The 15,240-nt window shown below is 61.8% G+C and carries 13 protein-coding genes; 6 read left to right on the plus strand and 7 right to left on the minus strand.

What is annotated here, in order from left to right; genetic code table 11:
* Positions 1-148: 148 nt before the first annotated feature.
* A complete protein-coding gene (locus PU634_RS11620; protein WP_306760980.1) occupies positions 149-703 on the plus strand; it encodes a peptidylprolyl isomerase in 555 nt (184 codons plus the stop codon).
* An 18-nt stretch (positions 704-721) separates the two neighbouring features.
* Positions 722-2,074 carry an AmpG family muropeptide MFS transporter gene (locus PU634_RS11625; protein ID WP_306760981.1) on the plus strand — a complete coding sequence of 451 codons (1,353 nt, stop codon included), beginning with the start codon at positions 722-724 and terminating at the stop codon, positions 2,072-2,074.
* A gap of 158 nt (positions 2,075-2,232) precedes the next feature.
* On the opposite strand, the gene PU634_RS11630 is transcribed toward PU634_RS11625, so the two are convergent.
* Positions 2,233-2,715 carry a YajQ family cyclic di-GMP-binding protein gene (locus PU634_RS11630; RefSeq protein WP_306760982.1) on the minus strand — a complete coding sequence of 161 codons (483 nt, stop codon included), beginning with the start codon at positions 2,713-2,715 and terminating at the stop codon, positions 2,233-2,235.
* Between the two features lie 105 nt (positions 2,716-2,820).
* Between PU634_RS11630 and PU634_RS11635 the strand changes: the two genes are divergently transcribed.
* Entirely contained in the window at positions 2,821-3,711 is an 891-nt protein-coding gene (locus PU634_RS11635) for a ketopantoate reductase family protein (RefSeq protein WP_306760983.1), read from the plus strand.
* 105 nt (positions 3,712-3,816) lie between these two features.
* Here the strand turns inward: PU634_RS11635 and thiI are convergent, their stop codons facing one another.
* From thiI to pomA, 3 genes are all read right to left on the minus strand, one after another.
* Positions 3,817-5,265, minus strand: coding sequence for a tRNA uracil 4-sulfurtransferase ThiI (thiI, locus tag PU634_RS11640; protein ID WP_306760984.1), 1,449 nt, complete (start codon positions 5,263-5,265; stop codon positions 3,817-3,819).
* 82 nt (positions 5,266-5,347) lie between these two features.
* A complete protein-coding gene (locus tag PU634_RS11645; protein ID WP_371319643.1) occupies positions 5,348-6,202 on the minus strand; it encodes a flagellar motor protein MotB in 855 nt (284 codons plus the stop codon).
* 44 nt (positions 6,203-6,246) lie between these two features.
* Positions 6,247-7,002: a flagellar motor protein PomA gene (pomA, locus tag PU634_RS11650; RefSeq protein ID WP_306760986.1), complete on the minus strand. Its 756-nt coding sequence runs from the start codon at positions 7,000-7,002 to the stop codon at positions 6,247-6,249.
* A 210-nt stretch (positions 7,003-7,212) separates the two neighbouring features.
* Here pomA and xseB point away from each other — a divergent pair, with 210 nt between their 5' ends.
* The 3 genes from xseB to dxs are packed head-to-tail and all read left to right on the plus strand — an operon-like array spanning position 7,213 to position 10,226.
* Positions 7,213-7,452, plus strand: a complete 240-nt coding sequence (xseB, locus tag PU634_RS11655; protein ID WP_306760987.1) for an exodeoxyribonuclease VII small subunit — start codon at positions 7,213-7,215, stop codon at positions 7,450-7,452.
* Entirely contained in the window at positions 7,449-8,336 is an 888-nt protein-coding gene (ispA, locus tag PU634_RS11660; RefSeq protein WP_306760988.1) for a (2E,6E)-farnesyl diphosphate synthase, read from the plus strand. Before xseB ends, ispA begins: the two co-directional genes overlap by 4 nt.
* A gap of 24 nt (positions 8,337-8,360) precedes the next feature.
* Positions 8,361-10,226, plus strand: coding sequence for a 1-deoxy-D-xylulose-5-phosphate synthase (gene dxs / locus PU634_RS11665; protein WP_306760989.1), 1,866 nt, complete (start codon positions 8,361-8,363; stop codon positions 10,224-10,226).
* A gap of 301 nt (positions 10,227-10,527) precedes the next feature.
* Here dxs and PU634_RS11670 read toward each other — a convergent pair whose 3' ends face one another.
* The 3 genes from PU634_RS11670 to PU634_RS11680 all read right to left on the minus strand — a co-directional run bounded on the left by PU634_RS11670 (position 10,528) and on the right by PU634_RS11680 (position 15,076).
* On the minus strand, positions 10,528-11,127 hold the full coding sequence (locus PU634_RS11670; protein WP_306760990.1) for a LysE/ArgO family amino acid transporter: 600 nt from the start codon (positions 11,125-11,127) through the stop codon (positions 10,528-10,530).
* A 146-nt stretch (positions 11,128-11,273) separates the two neighbouring features.
* The gene (gene fusA / locus PU634_RS11675; protein ID WP_306760991.1) at positions 11,274-13,367 is read right to left on the minus strand and encodes an elongation factor G; all 2,094 of its coding nucleotides are present in this window, start codon (positions 13,365-13,367) and stop codon (positions 11,274-11,276) included.
* Positions 13,368-13,744: 377 nt separating this feature from the next.
* Positions 13,745-15,076 carry a hypothetical protein gene (locus tag PU634_RS11680; protein WP_306760992.1) on the minus strand — a complete coding sequence of 444 codons (1,332 nt, stop codon included), beginning with the start codon at positions 15,074-15,076 and terminating at the stop codon, positions 13,745-13,747.
* Positions 15,077-15,240 lie beyond the last annotated feature (164 nt).

The raw sequence follows: 15,240 nt of genomic DNA on the forward strand, positions 1-15,240 counted from the left end.
CGCCGCTTTAGCCGGCGCAAACTCGCAGACAAACCTGCGCTTAAAGCCTGTTACACAGGCTCTGCCAGCTAAAGCGGCAGCTACAAGGGGGCGGGATCAAGTCATTGATTTCATGACACAGTTTCACCTTTAACACGGACGATAATTAATGAAAAAAATGTTAATCCTGCTGGCAGGCCTGTGGTCCGCCACCGCCCTCGCCGGCCCCCGGGTCGAGCTGGTCACCAGCCTGGGCACCCTGGAAGTGGAGCTGAACGAGCAGGCCGCACCCGCCACCGTGGCCAACTTTTTACGCTACGTGGATGACGGCAGTTATGCCGGCACCCTGTTTCACCGGCTGATCCCGGGCTTTGTGGTGCAGGGCGGCGGCTACAATGCCGATTATGAACCCCTGCCCACCTATGATCCGGTGCAGAACGAGTCAGGCAACGGCCTGTCGAATACCACCGGCACCATCGCCATGGCCCGCACCCAGGATCCCCACAGTGCCACCCGCCAGTTCTACATCAACCTGTCGGACAACACCTCGCTGGACGGTGGCCGCCGCGCCGGTTACACCGTGTTTGGCCGCGTGGTCAAGGGGGAAGAGGTGCTGGCGCGCATGGCCGCCGTGCCCACCGGCATGAGCCTGCAACTGCGCGCCCGGGATGTACCGGAAGAGCCCATCGTGCTTGAGCAGGTGCACCGCCTGCCCGAGGAGTAACCCATTCTCGCCCGTGTCATGAAGTGGCAGCAAAGCCTGGCGCTCTACACCGAGCGACGGGTGCTTGTCATGCTGGCGCTGGGGTTTTCTTCCGGCCTGCCGCTGCTGCTGGTGTTCGGCACCCTGTCGTTCTGGCTGCGGGAAGCCGGCGTCAGCCGCACCAGCATCGGCTTTTTCAGCTGGGTGGCGCTGGCCTACGGTGTGAAATGGCTGTGGTCACCGCTGGTGGACCGGCTGCCGCTGCCACTGCTGTCCCGCTGGCTGGGCCGGCGGCGCAGCTGGATGCTGCTCTCTCAGGGCATCATCATGGCGGCGCTGGCGGGCATGGCCTTCTCCGATCCCGTCACGGACCTCAGCCGGCTGGCACTGTTTGCCCTGGCGGTGGCCTTTGCCTCCGCCACCCAGGATATCGTTATCGACGCCTACCGCATTGAGTCGGCCCCGGAGCGGCTGCAGGGGGCGCTGGCCGCCGCCTACATGACCGGCTACCGGCTTGCCATGATCCTGGCCGGCGCCGGGGCGCTGGCCATTGCCGCCTGGGCCGGCTCCGACACCGGCTATAACATGACGGGCTGGCAAACCGCCTATCTGGCCATGGCCGGCTGCATGCTGGTGGGGGTGATCACCTGTTTGCTGCTGCACGAGCCACAAGTGGATCTGGGCAAGCAACAACGTTCACAACGTGAACACCGGGAGCATCTGGTGTCCCGGGGCTGGCCGGGCTGGCTGGCGGGACTGGCCGCCTTTGGCAAAAGCGCCGTAGTGGCGCCCTTTGCCGACTTTTTTCAGCGCTTCGGCTGGCAGGCCCTGCTGATCCTGGGACTGATCGCCAGCTACCGCATTGCCGATGTGGTGATGGGAGTGATGGCCAATCCCTTTTACGTGGACATGGGCTTTTCCAAGACCGAGATCGCCACCGTGACCAAGGTGTACGGGGTGATCATGACCCTGGCCGGGGCGGCGCTGGGGGGCGTTCTGGTGGTTCGCTTTGGCACCCTGCGCATTCTGATGCTGGGCGCCCTGCTCACCGCCGGCACCAACCTGCTGTTTGCCCTGATGAGCCAGCTGGGGCCGGACGTGCGCCTGCTCACGGTGATCATCTCGCTCGACAACCTGAGCGCCGGCATTGCCACCGCCGCCTTTGTCACCTATTTGTCGAGCCTGACCAACGTGGCCTTTTCCGCCACCCAGTACGCCCTGTTCAGCTCGGTGATGCTGCTGCTGCCCAAGTTTGTGGCCGGTTTTTCGGGCATGGCGGTGGACGCCATCGGCTATGCCGGCTTTTTTACCGGCACCGCCCTGCTCGGCCTGCCGGTGCTGGTGCTGATTGCGATGGTGGCCCGGCGAGTGCCTGTGAGGCGTGAGGCGTGAGGCGTGAGGCGTGAGGCGTGAGGCGTGAGGCGTGAGGCGTGAGGCGTGAGGCGTGAGGCGTGAGGCGTGAGGCGTGAGGCGTGAGGCGTGTATTTTAGCGCCGTTTGAGACGGCGCAACCATGTTCTCCTCACCCTTTACACCTCACTCCTCACGGTTTTAGTCCCTAAAGTTATTGAACTGCAGCGGCTGCTCCTGCTCCTCGGCGCGCAGCAGGGCGATCACCTGCTGCAAATCGTCCCGCTTCTTGCCGGTCACGCGCAGCTGGTCGCCCTGAATGGCGGTCTGTACCTTGATTTTGCTGTCCTTGATCTTCTTCACCAGCTTCTTGGCCAGCAGACTGTCGATACCCTGCCTGAAGTTCACGTCCTGATAATAACGCTTGCCCGAGTGCACCACCTTGTCTTCGTCCATCACGCGGGTGTCGATGTCGCGCTTGATCAGCTTGGCGCGCAGAATATCGAGCATCTGCTGCAACTGGAACTCGGCGTCGGCGCCCAGCTTGACCTTGCCGTCGCTGAGCTCGAAGCTGGCTTCCACACCGCGAAAGTCAAAGCGGGTGGTCAGCTCGCGGTTGGCGTTGTCCACGGCGTTACGTACTTCATTCATTTCCACTTCGGAAACAATATCAAAAGAGGGCATGGTGGCTCCTGGGCTGAGCGCCGAAACCGCTGGCAACGGCAAGGGTTCACGGCTAACGTATGGGGTTAACAAGGCAGAAGAATATCAGAGTTCAGGGGAAGAGTGATGCGTGAGTGGACCATACTGGGGGCCGGTGCCCTGGGCTGCACCTTTGCCGCCCTGCTCAAGGCACGGCAACAACCGGTGTCGCTGCTGCTGAGCGAACGCCACCGGGGGCATTTTCATCCGGCCTTTGAGTTTATCGGCCTGAACGAGCGCCGCCGGCTGGTAAGCACTCACCCACGCTTTGCCGAGCAGGCCGCCGGCATCGACTGCCTGCTGGTGATGACCAAGGCCTATCAGGTACTGCCCGCCCTCACCGGACTGCGCGGCCTGCCCGCCGACACGCCCATCCTGCTGCTGCACAACGGCATGGGTGTGGCCGAGGTGGTGACCCGCGTCTTTCCCCACAACCCGCTGCTGGCGGGCGTTACCAGCCATGGTGCGCTCAAGGAAGGTCCCTGGCAGGTGCGCCACACCGGCAAGGGCGAAACCTGGCTGGGACCGGTGAATGAGCGCGGCAAAGACTTTGCTCATCTGCAACCCCTGCTGGCAACGGCCCTGGGCCATGCCGAATGGAGTGAGGACATACTTTCACGGCAGCACCGTAAACTGGCCATCAATGCCGTGATCAACCCGCTCACCGCCTGCCACGACATTCGCAACGGCCAGTTGCATGAGCCCCGCTTTGCCGATGTGCTGGCGCAGCTCAGTGAGGAGGTGCACGGCGTCATGACCCGGCTGGGCGAAACCGACACCCTGGCGCAGTTTCGCCGCCGGCTCAACAGCGTGATTGAACTTACCGCCACCAACTATTCCTCCATGCACCAGGATCTGGCCCACGGCCGCCCCACCGAGATCGATTACATCACCGGCTATGTACTCCAGCATGCGGGTGACTTGCCGGTGCCGGTGTGCCGGCAGTTGTATCATGAGGTGAAAAAACAGGGCGGGTGAAAAACGTAAGACGCAAAACGGCTGACGTGAAACGTAAGATATAAAACGGGAGAGGTGAGGAGGAAGTGAATCGCCTCACTCCTGCCCCCTCCCCCCCTCGTGGAGTCAGGGCTTGTACACCTTCACATTATCAAAACCCTGCTCTTTCAGGTGAATGGCCTGCAGCCGGCTCATCACGCCCCGGGCGCAATAGAGCAGGTAGGTCTTGTTCTGATCCAGCTCGCCAAACTGATGGGCCAGACGAAAGAACGGCAAGTGCACCACCTGGTGACCTTCCACTTCCAGCGGCGACAACTCTTCTTCCTCGGGGGCACGAATGTCGAGGATCACCTCGGCTTCACTGGCCGGTTCACTGAATTCCACTTCCGGCACCTCCCATACCTTGCCCAGATCGCGCACGTCTTCCACAAAGGAGGCCTGCACCGCGGTGTCGAGCACACCGAAGTCGAACTTGGCCTCCTCTTCCTCCACCTTGCTCAGCACCGCCTTGATGGTGGGCTTTTGCGAGATCACGCCGCAGTATTCCGGCATTTTTTCCGCAAAGGGTGCGGTGCCGATGGCCCGGGCCTGATCGATGATGTCCTGCTTGTCGGTGGCGATCAGCGGACGCAGGATCAGGGTGTCGGTGACCCGGTCGATGACATTGAGGTTGGTCACGGTCTGGCTCGATACCTGCCCCATGGACTCGCCGGTGACCAGGGCATTCACGCCCAGGCGTTCGGCCACGGCGGCACCGGCGCGCATCATCATGCGCTTGAGCACCACGCCCATGTGGCCCTTGTCGATTTTCTCCAGGATCTCGGTCACCACGCCCTCAAAGGGCACGGAAATAAACTTGACCCGGTGCGAGGCGCCGTATTTCTTCCACAGAAAATGCACCACCTCGCGCACCCCGGCCTCATGCTCGCGCCCGCCCAGGTTGAAGAAGCAGTAATGCACCCGGCTGCCACGCTTGATGAACTGCCAGGACGACACGCCCGAGTCATAACCGCCCGACATCAGGCTGAGCACGCTTTCCTGGGTGGCGATGGGATACCCCCCCATGCCGGCGTGCTGCTCGCTCACCAGATAGAGCCTGTCGTCGTCCAGCTCCAGGTTGATCTGCACATCGGGCTGCTTGAGTTTGACGCCGCCGGTGGCGCAACGCTGATTCAGGCCACCGCCCACGTAGCGCTCCACGTCCAGGGAGCTGAATTCCTGTCTGCCCCGGCGCTTGGCGCGCACGCAAAAGGTCTTGCCGGCGAGCTGGTCGCCAAACATGGCCTGAGTGTGCTCGAGAATGTCATCGAGAGAGGACACCTTGTATTCCACCACTTCCAGAAACGACTGAATGCCGGGAATGCAGGCTAGGGCGTCAATCAGCTGCCGGCGACGTTCGGCATCGTTATTGTTGCTGCGCACCACCAGCTTGTCCCAGTCAACCCGCACCTTGATGGTCTCATCCAGGGGCTTGAGGGTGTTGCGAATGTTGCCGGAGAGGATCTTGCTCATGCGCTGGCGCACCGACTTGCTCTTGATGGTCATTTCCGGGTGAAGCTTGATGATAAATTTCATAATTCGGTACGCTCGAACAACACATAAAAAAGAAAGCCCGGCATTATACACGTGCCGGGCTTGCGGTTAAAAGAAAAGCAGCTCAGGGGGAAGCGGGCGGCGCCGCTTCCAGCGGCTCGGTATACACCGGCTTGCCCTGGGAAATGGTGATCTCCACCCGCCGGTTGCGGCGGCGGTTTTCGGGGGTGTCGTTGTCCACCAGCGGCCTGGTATCGGCCAGCCCCATCACCACCATGCGGCCATCGTCAAAGCCCTCGGTGCTCCGCAGCTGATCCGCCACCGCCAGCGCCCGCTGGGTAGACAGCTCCCAGTTGGAGCTGAACAGCTCGTAGCCGCTCTGAATGTCGTCGGAGTGACCCGACACCAGAATTTCGCCGGGCACATCCTTGACCAGACGACCGATCAGGCGAATGACCGGCCAGAACTGGGGCTGCAAAAATGCCGAGCCCGCCGGAAAGGAGGCGTTCTCCTTGATGCGGATCACCACCTGCTGACCCAGCGCTTCAATCTCTATCGCGTCCTGTTCAATGGCGCTGCTCAGCTGCTCGGCCATGGCCTGGGCCAGGCTGATGGCCTCGGCACTGGTTTGCGGCATGTTGGGCTGCTGGCTGCCGCTCATGTTGCCGTCTTCCCGGCTCTGGCCCGAGGCCTGATCCGACTCACCGGGCTGAAAATCAAGCTCGGTGAGGGTGGAGTCGGTGGTGTGCTGCATGATGGTGTTGATGGGCGTGGGCTCGGGCCGGCCGGGGCGAAACTCCAGGGCGATCACCGAGGTGCCCTTGGGAATTTCGGTGACCTCGATCTGGTTCTGCACGCCAAAGGCATATTTCATGCTGCCGGCAATCTGCTTGAACTTGAGCACGTCCATCTCGGCAAAGGCCAGCAACAGCACGAAAAAGCTCATCAGAATGGTGGCCAGATCCGCAAAGGTGGCCATCCAGGCGGGAGCGCCCGCCGGCTGCGGCTTGTTCTTTTTGGCCACTAGTCCTCCTTGGTGCGCTTGTTCTCGGCCAGGTAGTTCTCCAGCAGCCCCTGCAGCACACGGGGGTTCTGGCCGTCCTGAATGCCGAGCACAGCGTCCATGATCAGGGTGCGGTTAAGCCGCTCCTCTTCCGAGCGCAGATCCAGCTTGTCGGCAATGGGCAGGGCAATCATGTTGGCCAGCATGGCACCGTACAGGGTGGTGAGCAGGGCAATGGCCATGGCCGGGCCGATGGCCTTGGGGTCGTCCATGTTGGCGAGCATGGCCACCAGGCCGATAAGGGTACCGATCATGCCCATGGCCGGGGCCACGTCGCCCAGGGCGCGAAAGATTTTGGCGCCCTGCTCCTGGCGCTCGGCGTTGAGGTCGATGTCCTTTTCCAGCGCCGCCTTCACCACGCCCTGATCGTGGCCGTCCACCAGCATGTTGACCGCCTTTTGCAGAAAGGGATTGGTGATTTCCGCTTCTTCCAGCGCCAGAAAGCCGCCCTTGCGCGCCGCATCGGCCAGCTGCACCACCCGCTCAATCAGCTCCTCGGGCTTTTCCAGCTTGAACATGAAGGCCTTGCCGGCCACCTTGGCCGCCCCCAGAAACTGACCCAGGTTGAACTTCATCATCACCACGAACAGAGAGCCCACAAACACAATGAAAATGGAGGGCACATCCACATACATGGTGATGCTGCCCCCCAGCACCATCGCCATGGCGACGAACGCCAGTCCGCCAATCAGTCCGAACAGTGTTGCCAGATCCAAAACGGGAATCCTCTCAGGTTAATGCGGGCAAAAACGACTCAATCTTACCCCTTGGGGGCCAGTGTTGTCGCCGGTGTTGTTATCGGCACCGGGCAAAAATGCTTAACGGTCCGCGAAGCCGGCGGCTGAAAGTCGCTAATCCTTCGCCAAATTCCGGGCAGCGGTGTTACTATTGGCCCAATTTTGCAAGCGATAGAACAGGGGATGCCCGTGGCTGCCAGAAAACCGGAAAACATGGACTTTGAAAGCGCACTCGCCGAGCTGGAAGGGCTGGTGGGTCAGCTGGAACAGGGAGAGCTGAGTCTGGAGCAGGCACTGAAATCGTTTGAGCGCGGGGTGCAGCTGGTGCGTGCCGGCCAGCAGCGGCTGAGCCAGGCCGAGCAGCAGGTCAAGATCCTGCTGAAGGACGACACCCTGACCGACTTCAACCCGGGGGAGGACGAGGCGTGATCGGCCAATGGCAACAGCAATACGGCGAGCGCATTGACGCCGCCCTGCGCCAGGCGCTGGACCGGCTCGACAGCCTGGCCCCCACCCTGCGCGACGCCATGGAATATGGCCTGCTGCAGGGCGGCAAGCGGGTGCGCCCCATGCTGGTGTATGCCACCGCCGGGCTGACTCCTGATGCCGACGAACAGGCTCAGGACGCCGCCGCCGCCGCTATTGAATGCATTCACGCCTATTCGCTGATCCACGACGACCTGCCCGCCATGGACAACGACGATCTGCGCCGGGGCAAGCCCACGGTGCACAAGGCCTTTGACGAGGCCACCGCCATTCTCGCCGGCGACGCCCTGCAGACCCTGGCCTTTGAACTGCTGAGCGATGCCGCCGGAGCCTTGCCCGCCGAGCGCAAACTGCAGCTGGTGCGGGAGCTGGCCACCGCCAGCGGCTACCGCGGCATGTGCGGCGGCCAGGCGCTGGATATTTACCACGAGGGCAAGCCGGTGGAGCGCGCCACCCTGGAGCGTATTCACCGTCACAAGACCGGGGCGCTGATCCGCGCCGCCGTACGCCTGGGGGCGCTGTGCTCGCCCACCATGCAGGAAGCCGAACTGGCCGCCCTCAGCCGCTACGCCGAGGCCATTGGCCTGGCGTTTCAGGTGCAGGACGACATTCTCGACATTACCGCCAGCACCGCCACCCTGGGCAAAACTCAGGGGAAGGACGAGATCCAGCAGAAAAGCACCTATCCGGCGCTGCTGGGCCTGGACGGTGCCCGGGAGCTGGCCCGGCAACTGCACCGGGACGCCCTCGCCGCTCTGGCCGGCCTGCCCTGCAACACCGACACTCTGGAAGCCTTCGCCCACTACATAGTGCAGCGCGAGTACTGAAGCGACAACAATAACGACAAGCCTATGAGTCTGAATATTGCCGATTACCCCACCCTGGCCCTGGCCAACCTGCCGGAAGAGCTGCGCAGCCTGCCCCAGGAGCGCCTGCCGGCGCTGTGTGACGAGCTGAGATCCTACCTGCTGCATTCAGTCAGCCGCAGCAGCGGCCACCTGGCCTCGGGCCTGGGGGTGGTGGAGCTCACCGTAGCGCTGCACTATGTGTACAAGACCCCCTTTGACCGCCTGGTGTGGGACGTGGGCCACCAGGCCTATCCTCACAAGATCCTCACCGGCCGGCGCGAGCGCATGGCCAGCATTCGCCAGTATGAAGGCCTGCACCCCTTTCCCTGGCGGGAAGAAAGCGAATACGACACCCTGTCGGTGGGCCATTCCAGCACCAGCATAGGCGCGGCGCTGGGCATGGCCATTGCCGCCGATGAGGAAAAACAGAACCGCAAGGTGGTGGCGGTGATCGGTGACGGCGCCCTCACCGCCGGCATGGCCTTTGAGGCCCTGAACCACGCCGGTGACCTGCACAAAGACATGCTGGTGGTGCTGAACGACAATGAAATGTCCATCTCCGAAAACGTGGGCGCGCTCAACAACCACCTGGCCAGAATCATGTCCGGCTCCCTCTACAGCACCCTGCGCGAGGGTGGCAAAAAGGCGCTGGAAATACTGCCGCCGCTGAAGGAGCTGGCCCGGCGCACCGAAGAGCACCTGAAAGGCATGGTGGTGCCCGGCACCCTGTTCGAGGAATTCGGCTTTAACTATGTGGGCCCCATTGACGGTCACGACATCGATACCCTGGTGGAGACCCTGCGCAATATGCGCAAGCTCAAGGGCCCGCAGTTTCTGCATGTGATGACCCGCAAGGGCAAGGGCTACCTGCCCGCCGAGCAGGATCCCATCGGCTACCACGGCGTGCCCAAATTCAACCCGGCGGACAACGCCCTGCCCAAAAGCGCCGCTGCCAGCCCCAGTTTTTCCGCCATTTTCGGCGACTGGCTGTGCGACATGGCCCGCGACTGCAACAGACTGATGGCCATTACCCCGGCCATGCGCGAAGGCTCGGGCCTGGTGCGCTTTTCCCGGGAATATCCCAAACGCTACTTCGACGTGGCCATTGCCGAGCAGCACGCCGTCACCCTGGCTGCGGGCCTGGCCATTGAAGGCAAAAAGCCGGTGGTGGCCATTTACTCCACCTTTTTGCAGCGCGCCTACGATCAGCTGATCCACGACGTGGCGCTGCAAAACCTGGACGTGCTGTTTGCCATCGACCGTGCCGGCATCGTCGGCGCCGACGGTCCCACCCACCAGGGCGCCTTTGACCTCAGCTTTATGCGCACCGTGCCCAACATGGTGATCATGACTCCGGCGGACGAAAACGAATGCCGGCAAATGCTCTACACCGGTTATATGCACCCCGGCCCGGCGGCGGTGCGCTACCCCCGCGGCAGCGGCCGGGGTGCGAAAATAGACAATGCCATGACCGCGCTGGAGATCGGCAAGGGCCGGCGTATTCGCAAGGGCAGCAAGGTGGTGCTGCTGAACTTCGGCACCCTGCTGCCCGCCGCCGAAGCCGCCGCCGACGCCCTTGATGCCACCCTGGTGGACATGCGCTTCGTCAAGCCCCTGGACGAAGCCCTGCTGCTGGAGCTTGCCGCCGGGCACGAGTTGCTGGTAACGGTGGAAGAAAACGCCATCATGGGCGGCGCCGGCTCGGCGGTGAACGAGTGCCTGATGCGCCATAAAAAACCGGTGCCGGTGCTGAACCTGGGGCTTCCCGACACCTTTATTGAGCAGGGCAGCCAGCAGCAGATCCTGGCCAAACTGGGCCTGGACGCCGACGGCATTACCAAAGCCGTGCAGGACTATCAGGCCCGCTGATACCGGCCCCACCTTAGTGGGGCACTCCATCCTTCGCTCCAGTGTGGATGTATATCACGGGCTTTCAGACTCACTATACGTTCCCACGCTGAGCGTGGGAACGAGAAAAAGGCGATAGCTCTAACAGTACGTCACCCCCGCGAAGGCGGGGGTCCATAGCAAACGGCTCCGGCTCAGCTGGCAACATAAAAAAAGCGAAGCCACCCGGCTTCGCTTTTTGGTTTGTCTCTGCAGACGCTACCTTGTCATCAGTATTCTGCTCCATGCTCTGGATTCCCACCTTCGTGGGAATGACGTCCCCTTACGCCCCCATCACCAGGGTGGCGGCAATGGTGGCCATCATCACCCCCACCACAAACTCCAGCACCTTCCAGGCCTGCGGTCGCTGAAACACCGGGGCCAGCATACGGGCGCCGTAACCCAGGCTGAAGAAAAACACCAGCGAGGCCGACATGGCCCCAAGAGCAAACAGCCCCTGGGCCGGATATTGGGTGGAAATGGAGCCCAGCAGCACCACCGTATCCAGATAGACATGAGGGTTCAGCCAGGTAAACGCCAGGCAGATGGCCACGGTTTTCGGCAGCGACTGCCGGGTGTCCCCCGCCGCCGTCATGGCGTGACTGGTGGCAAAGGCCGACTTGAAACTCAGAAAGGCATATACCGCCAGAAAGGTGGCCCCGCCGTAACGGGCAACGGTCTCAATGGCCGGAAACTGCTGCACGATGGCGCCAAAGCCTGCCACCCCGAGGGAGATTAATACCGCATCGGACAGAGCACACACCGCACACACCACAAACACATGGTGGCGCTTGATGCCCTGCTTCAGCACAAAGGCGTTCTGCGAGCCAATGGCAAGAATAAGGGAAAAGCTTAAGGCAAACCCGGAGAGAAAGGTGGACATATGTTATTCCGTGAATGAAATGGCTCCATTCTGGCTGTGGTTGCCTGTTGTTTCAATTGCAACAAGGCCTGCTGCTTCCTTCAGATGCATAAAAAAACCGCTGCCGAAGCAGCGGTTTTTATCGAAGTAAGCGGGGTTAGCCGGAATTACTTCTTGGCTTCGGCAGCCTTGCGCTCTTTCACCTTCTCAACCACCTTGTCGGCCACGTTGGCCGGGCAGGGAGCGTAGTGAGAGAATTCCATGGAGAACTGGCCGCGGCCAGAAGTCATGGTACGCAGAGAGCCGATGTAACCGAACATTTCGGACAGGGGTACGTCAGCCTTCACGCGCACACCGGTCACGCCGGCGTTCTGATCCTTGATCATGCCACGACGACGGTTCAGGTCACCGATAACGTCACCCACGTTGTCTTCCGGAGTGAACACGTCAACCTTCATCACCGGCTCCAGCAGCTGCGGCTGGGCCTTCGGCAGAGACTGACGGAAGGCGCCCTTGGCGGCGATTTCAAACGCGATGGCGGAGGAGTCAACGGCGTGGTAGGCACCATCAACCAGCTCGAACTCGATGTCCAGTACCGGGAAGCCGGCGATCGGACCAGTCTTCATCATGCTGGCAACACCCTTTTCGATGGCGGGCCAGAATTCCTTCGGTACGTTACCACCCACAACGGAAGACTTGAACACCAGACCGGTGTTCGGCTCGCCCGGACGGATGATGTAATCGATCTTACCGTACTGACCGGAACCACCAGACTGCTTCTTGTGGGTGTAGCTGTCTTCAACCTGGGCAGTGATGGTTTCGCGGTAGGCTACCTGCGGCTCACCCACAACCAGCTCAACGCCGTAGGTACGCTTCAGAATGTCTACCTTGATGTCCAGGTGCAGTTCGCCCATGCCCTTCAGGATGGTTTCACCGGAGTCTTCATCGGTTTCAACGCGGAAAGACGGATCCTCGGCAACCAGTTTACCGATGGCTACACCCATCTTCTCGGAGCCGTTCTTGTCTTTCGGCGCAACGGCGATGGAGATTACCGGCTCGGGGAACACCATGGCTTCCAGGGTGCAGGGGTGCTTGACGTCACACAGGGTGTGACCGGTCTGCACGTTCTTCATGCCGATGATGGCGATGATGTCGCCGGCCTGGGCAGATTCCAGCTCGGTACGCTCGTCGGCCTGCATTTCCACCATGCGGCCCACACGTTCGGTCTTGCCGGTGGCGCTGTTGAGGATGGTGTCACCCTTCTTGATACGGCCGGAGTAGATACGCACGAAGGTCAGGGCGCCGAAACGGTCGTCCATGATCTTGAATGCCAGCGCCTTCAGCGGGGCGTCGGCGTCAACGATGGCGTATTCGCCGGTTTCGTTGCCTTCTTCGTCGGTCAGCGGCTGCGGATCAACTTCGGTCGGGCTCGGCAGGTAGTCGTTCACGGCGTCCAGCACCAGCTGCATGCCCTTGTTCTTGAACGCGGAACCACAGTAGGCCGGGAACAGGGCCATGGTGCGGGTACCCTTGCGGATGCAACGCTTGATGTCTTCGATGGAGGGCTCTTCACCTTCCATGTAGGCTTCCATCAGGTCGTCGTCCTGCTCAACGGCGCTTTCTACCAGCTTCTCGCGGTATTCTTCAACCATGTCAACCATGTCGGCCGGCACGTCTTCAATCACGTAGTTTTCGGCTTCGCCGGAGTCGTCCCAGATGTAGGCCTTGCGGGTCAGCAGGTCAACCACACCCTTGAACTCGTCTTCACGGCCAATGGGCAGTACCATTACCACCGGGTTGGCGGCCAGAATGTCGCGGGTCTGCTGTACCACGCGCAGGAAGTCGGCGCCCAGACGGTCCAGCTTGTTCACGAAGATGATACGGGCAACGCCGGATTCGTTGGCATAGCGCCAGTTGGTTTCGGACTGGGGCTCAACGCCGCCGGAACCACAGAATACGCCGATACCGCCGTCCAGTACCTTCAGGGAGCGGTACACTTCAACGGTGAAGTCAACGTGTCCGGGGGTGTCGATAACGTTGAAACGGTGACCTTTCCAGAAGCAGCTTACGGCCGCGGACTGAATGGTAATGCCGCGCTCGGCTTCCTGCTCCATGAAGTCGGTGGTGGACTCACCGTCGTGGGTCTCGCCCGCCTTGTGGATTTTACCGGTCAGCTTGAGGATACGTTCGGTAGTGGTGGTCTTGCCCGCGTCAACGTGAGCAAAAATACCGATATTTCTGTAATGTGATAAGTCAGACATGATGCAACTTTATATGGTTGATTAAAGAAGTAGACGGAGCATGCGAAGAGTACCAGCACACCGCACCTCAGATTTCGAGGCGCACATTATGCAGTAGAACCCCGCCGTGCGCAAATGGCCCAACCGGGTTGCCGCATATTTTTTGTGCAGACCGTCTCGGCCCCCGCCTCGCCCAAACGCCGCCTGCTACCGCGGCGTGTGACCGGGTTGCCACACTCAGATTCCGCCGTTGGCCACCTTGTAATAGACCCAGCCAAACAGGCCGGCAAAAATCACCACGGTGAGCAACACCTTGAGCCAGATAAATTTCACGGTCGTCTCCTGTGGGGCCGGTTCAGCCCGTTTTGCCGCTCCCGATTGTGTCACCCTCCCCGCTATTACGCCAGCCCGAGCAGGGTCGCCAGCGCAAAAATTCCTGCCACCACCAGTGCCGACATGGCCGCCGCGTAGCCCAGGTTCCAGCGCATGATGCGAAACGAGTCCAGCCCGTAGCGGCCCTGAAACGCCAGGTTGATGCCCGACAACGGCCCGGTGGCGGTGCCCACCGCCCAGGACGACAAAAATACCAGCGCCAGCAAGGTATGGTTGGGCGCAAGGGGCATCAGCACCGCCCCCGCCAGCGAGATGCAGATAATGGGATGAATGCCCAGCAACGCCAGTGTCACGGTGGCCAGATAGGTGACGCTGGCTTCCAGGGCGCCGAAGTGCGTCAGCGGCAGGCTGCCGCCCAGGGTGGAAAACAGGCTTTCCAGGCCATAGCCAAGCACCCCGGCGGCCAGAAACAGCGCCAGCTCGTTGCCCATTTGCGGCAACCGGCCACTCACCAGTCCGCCCACCGCCGCCAGCGGCCGTTGCCGCTTCAGGGTGAGCATGATCAGGGTCAGCGCCGGCGCCATCAGGGTGATCACCGCCAGAATGGACAGCTGTGGTTGCCATTCGTGCAACGCCAGCACCGCCGCCGCCAGCAGGCCCGGCAGCAACAGACCGCCGGCATGGAGCGGATAGCCGGTAAACTCACTGACCGGGGCATTGGCGCCACCGGGCCGGCTGAGTTGCCAGCCGGTCAGCAGCAGACTGCACAGCGCCAGCGGCATGCTCACCAGCCACAGGATGCTCAGCCGGGCCTCGGGGGCCACGCTCAGGGACACCGCCATGGCGGCAAAAAACGGCGACCAGAAGGCGGCGGCGGTAAAGCTTCTAATCAGTGCCAGCGCCTGCTCCCGGGTCACGCTGCCGCGCCGGGCCAGGCGATCTCCGATAATAAATACCGACGACAGGTTGATCACAGAGCCAAACAGATGCACCGCCGCCAGAGTGGACGCCAGCGCCCGGCGGCCTTTGGGCACGCGCTCGTCGGCTTCGGTCGGCCGGCTCACCAGGCTTAAAAAGCTCACCGCCACCAGCATGGAGAGCAGGCCGCTGTTGCCCGCCAGCAGTCGCTGTGGATCCACCTCGGCCCCCTGCCCCGCACTCCAGGCCAGACAGCCGCCGCCCACCAGCAACAACACCAGCGCCTGGGTGCGGTTGCGTTTGGCCAGCCCCGGCCACAGCAGCGCTGCCGCGCACCAGTAGGCCAGCCCCGCCCAGTGGGTTGCCAGCGGCAGGCCCAGCAGACCGGCGGCGATCAGCACCATGGCCGCCAGAATAAGGCCTCCGGCCAGTTGCCGGCGCAAGGCAAGGGGAAACAGCGAATACAGGGTGGCGAGCAAGGCGGGCTCCGGGATAACGGCAGTAAAGGCGAGATGATAACCATAAACACCGCGAGCTGTAAGCCGTAAGCTGTCAGCTGTAAGTCGTTGTTGTTTGCAGGCACCGCTTCAGCTGGCGCAAAGCTACCAAGGTTGCCTGTAGTATGGATTCCGGCTCAAGCCCG

This window comes from Oceanimonas pelagia (genome assembly GCF_030849025.1).
Classification (GTDB): Bacteria; Pseudomonadota; Gammaproteobacteria; order Enterobacterales; family Aeromonadaceae; genus Oceanimonas; species Oceanimonas pelagia.

What these genes read in the sequence shown, in the direction of transcription:
- PU634_RS11620 (WP_306760980.1), top strand. Translation starts at nt 149, where the DNA reads ATGAAAAAAATGTTAATCCTGCTGGCAGGCCTGTGGTCCGCCACCGCC.
- PU634_RS11625 (WP_306760981.1), top strand. Translation starts at nt 722, where the DNA reads ATGAAGTGGCAGCAAAGCCTGGCGCTCTACACCGAGCGACGGGTGCTT.
- PU634_RS11630 (WP_306760982.1), bottom strand. Translation starts at nt 2,715, where the DNA reads ATGCCCTCTTTTGATATTGTTTCCGAAGTGGAAATGAATGAAGTACGT.
- PU634_RS11635 (WP_306760983.1), top strand. Translation starts at nt 2,821, where the DNA reads ATGCGTGAGTGGACCATACTGGGGGCCGGTGCCCTGGGCTGCACCTTT.
- thiI (WP_306760984.1), bottom strand. Translation starts at nt 5,265, where the DNA reads ATGAAATTTATCATCAAGCTTCACCCGGAAATGACCATCAAGAGCAAG.
- PU634_RS11645 (WP_371319643.1), bottom strand. Translation starts at nt 6,202, where the DNA reads ATGGCCACCTTTGCGGATCTGGCCACCATTCTGATGAGCTTTTTCGTG.
- dxs (WP_306760989.1), top strand. Translation starts at nt 8,361, where the DNA reads ATGAGTCTGAATATTGCCGATTACCCCACCCTGGCCCTGGCCAACCTG.
- PU634_RS11670 (WP_306760990.1), bottom strand. Translation starts at nt 11,127, where the DNA reads ATGTCCACCTTTCTCTCCGGGTTTGCCTTAAGCTTTTCCCTTATTCTT.
- fusA (WP_306760991.1), bottom strand. Translation starts at nt 13,367, where the DNA reads ATGTCTGACTTATCACATTACAGAAATATCGGTATTTTTGCTCACGTT.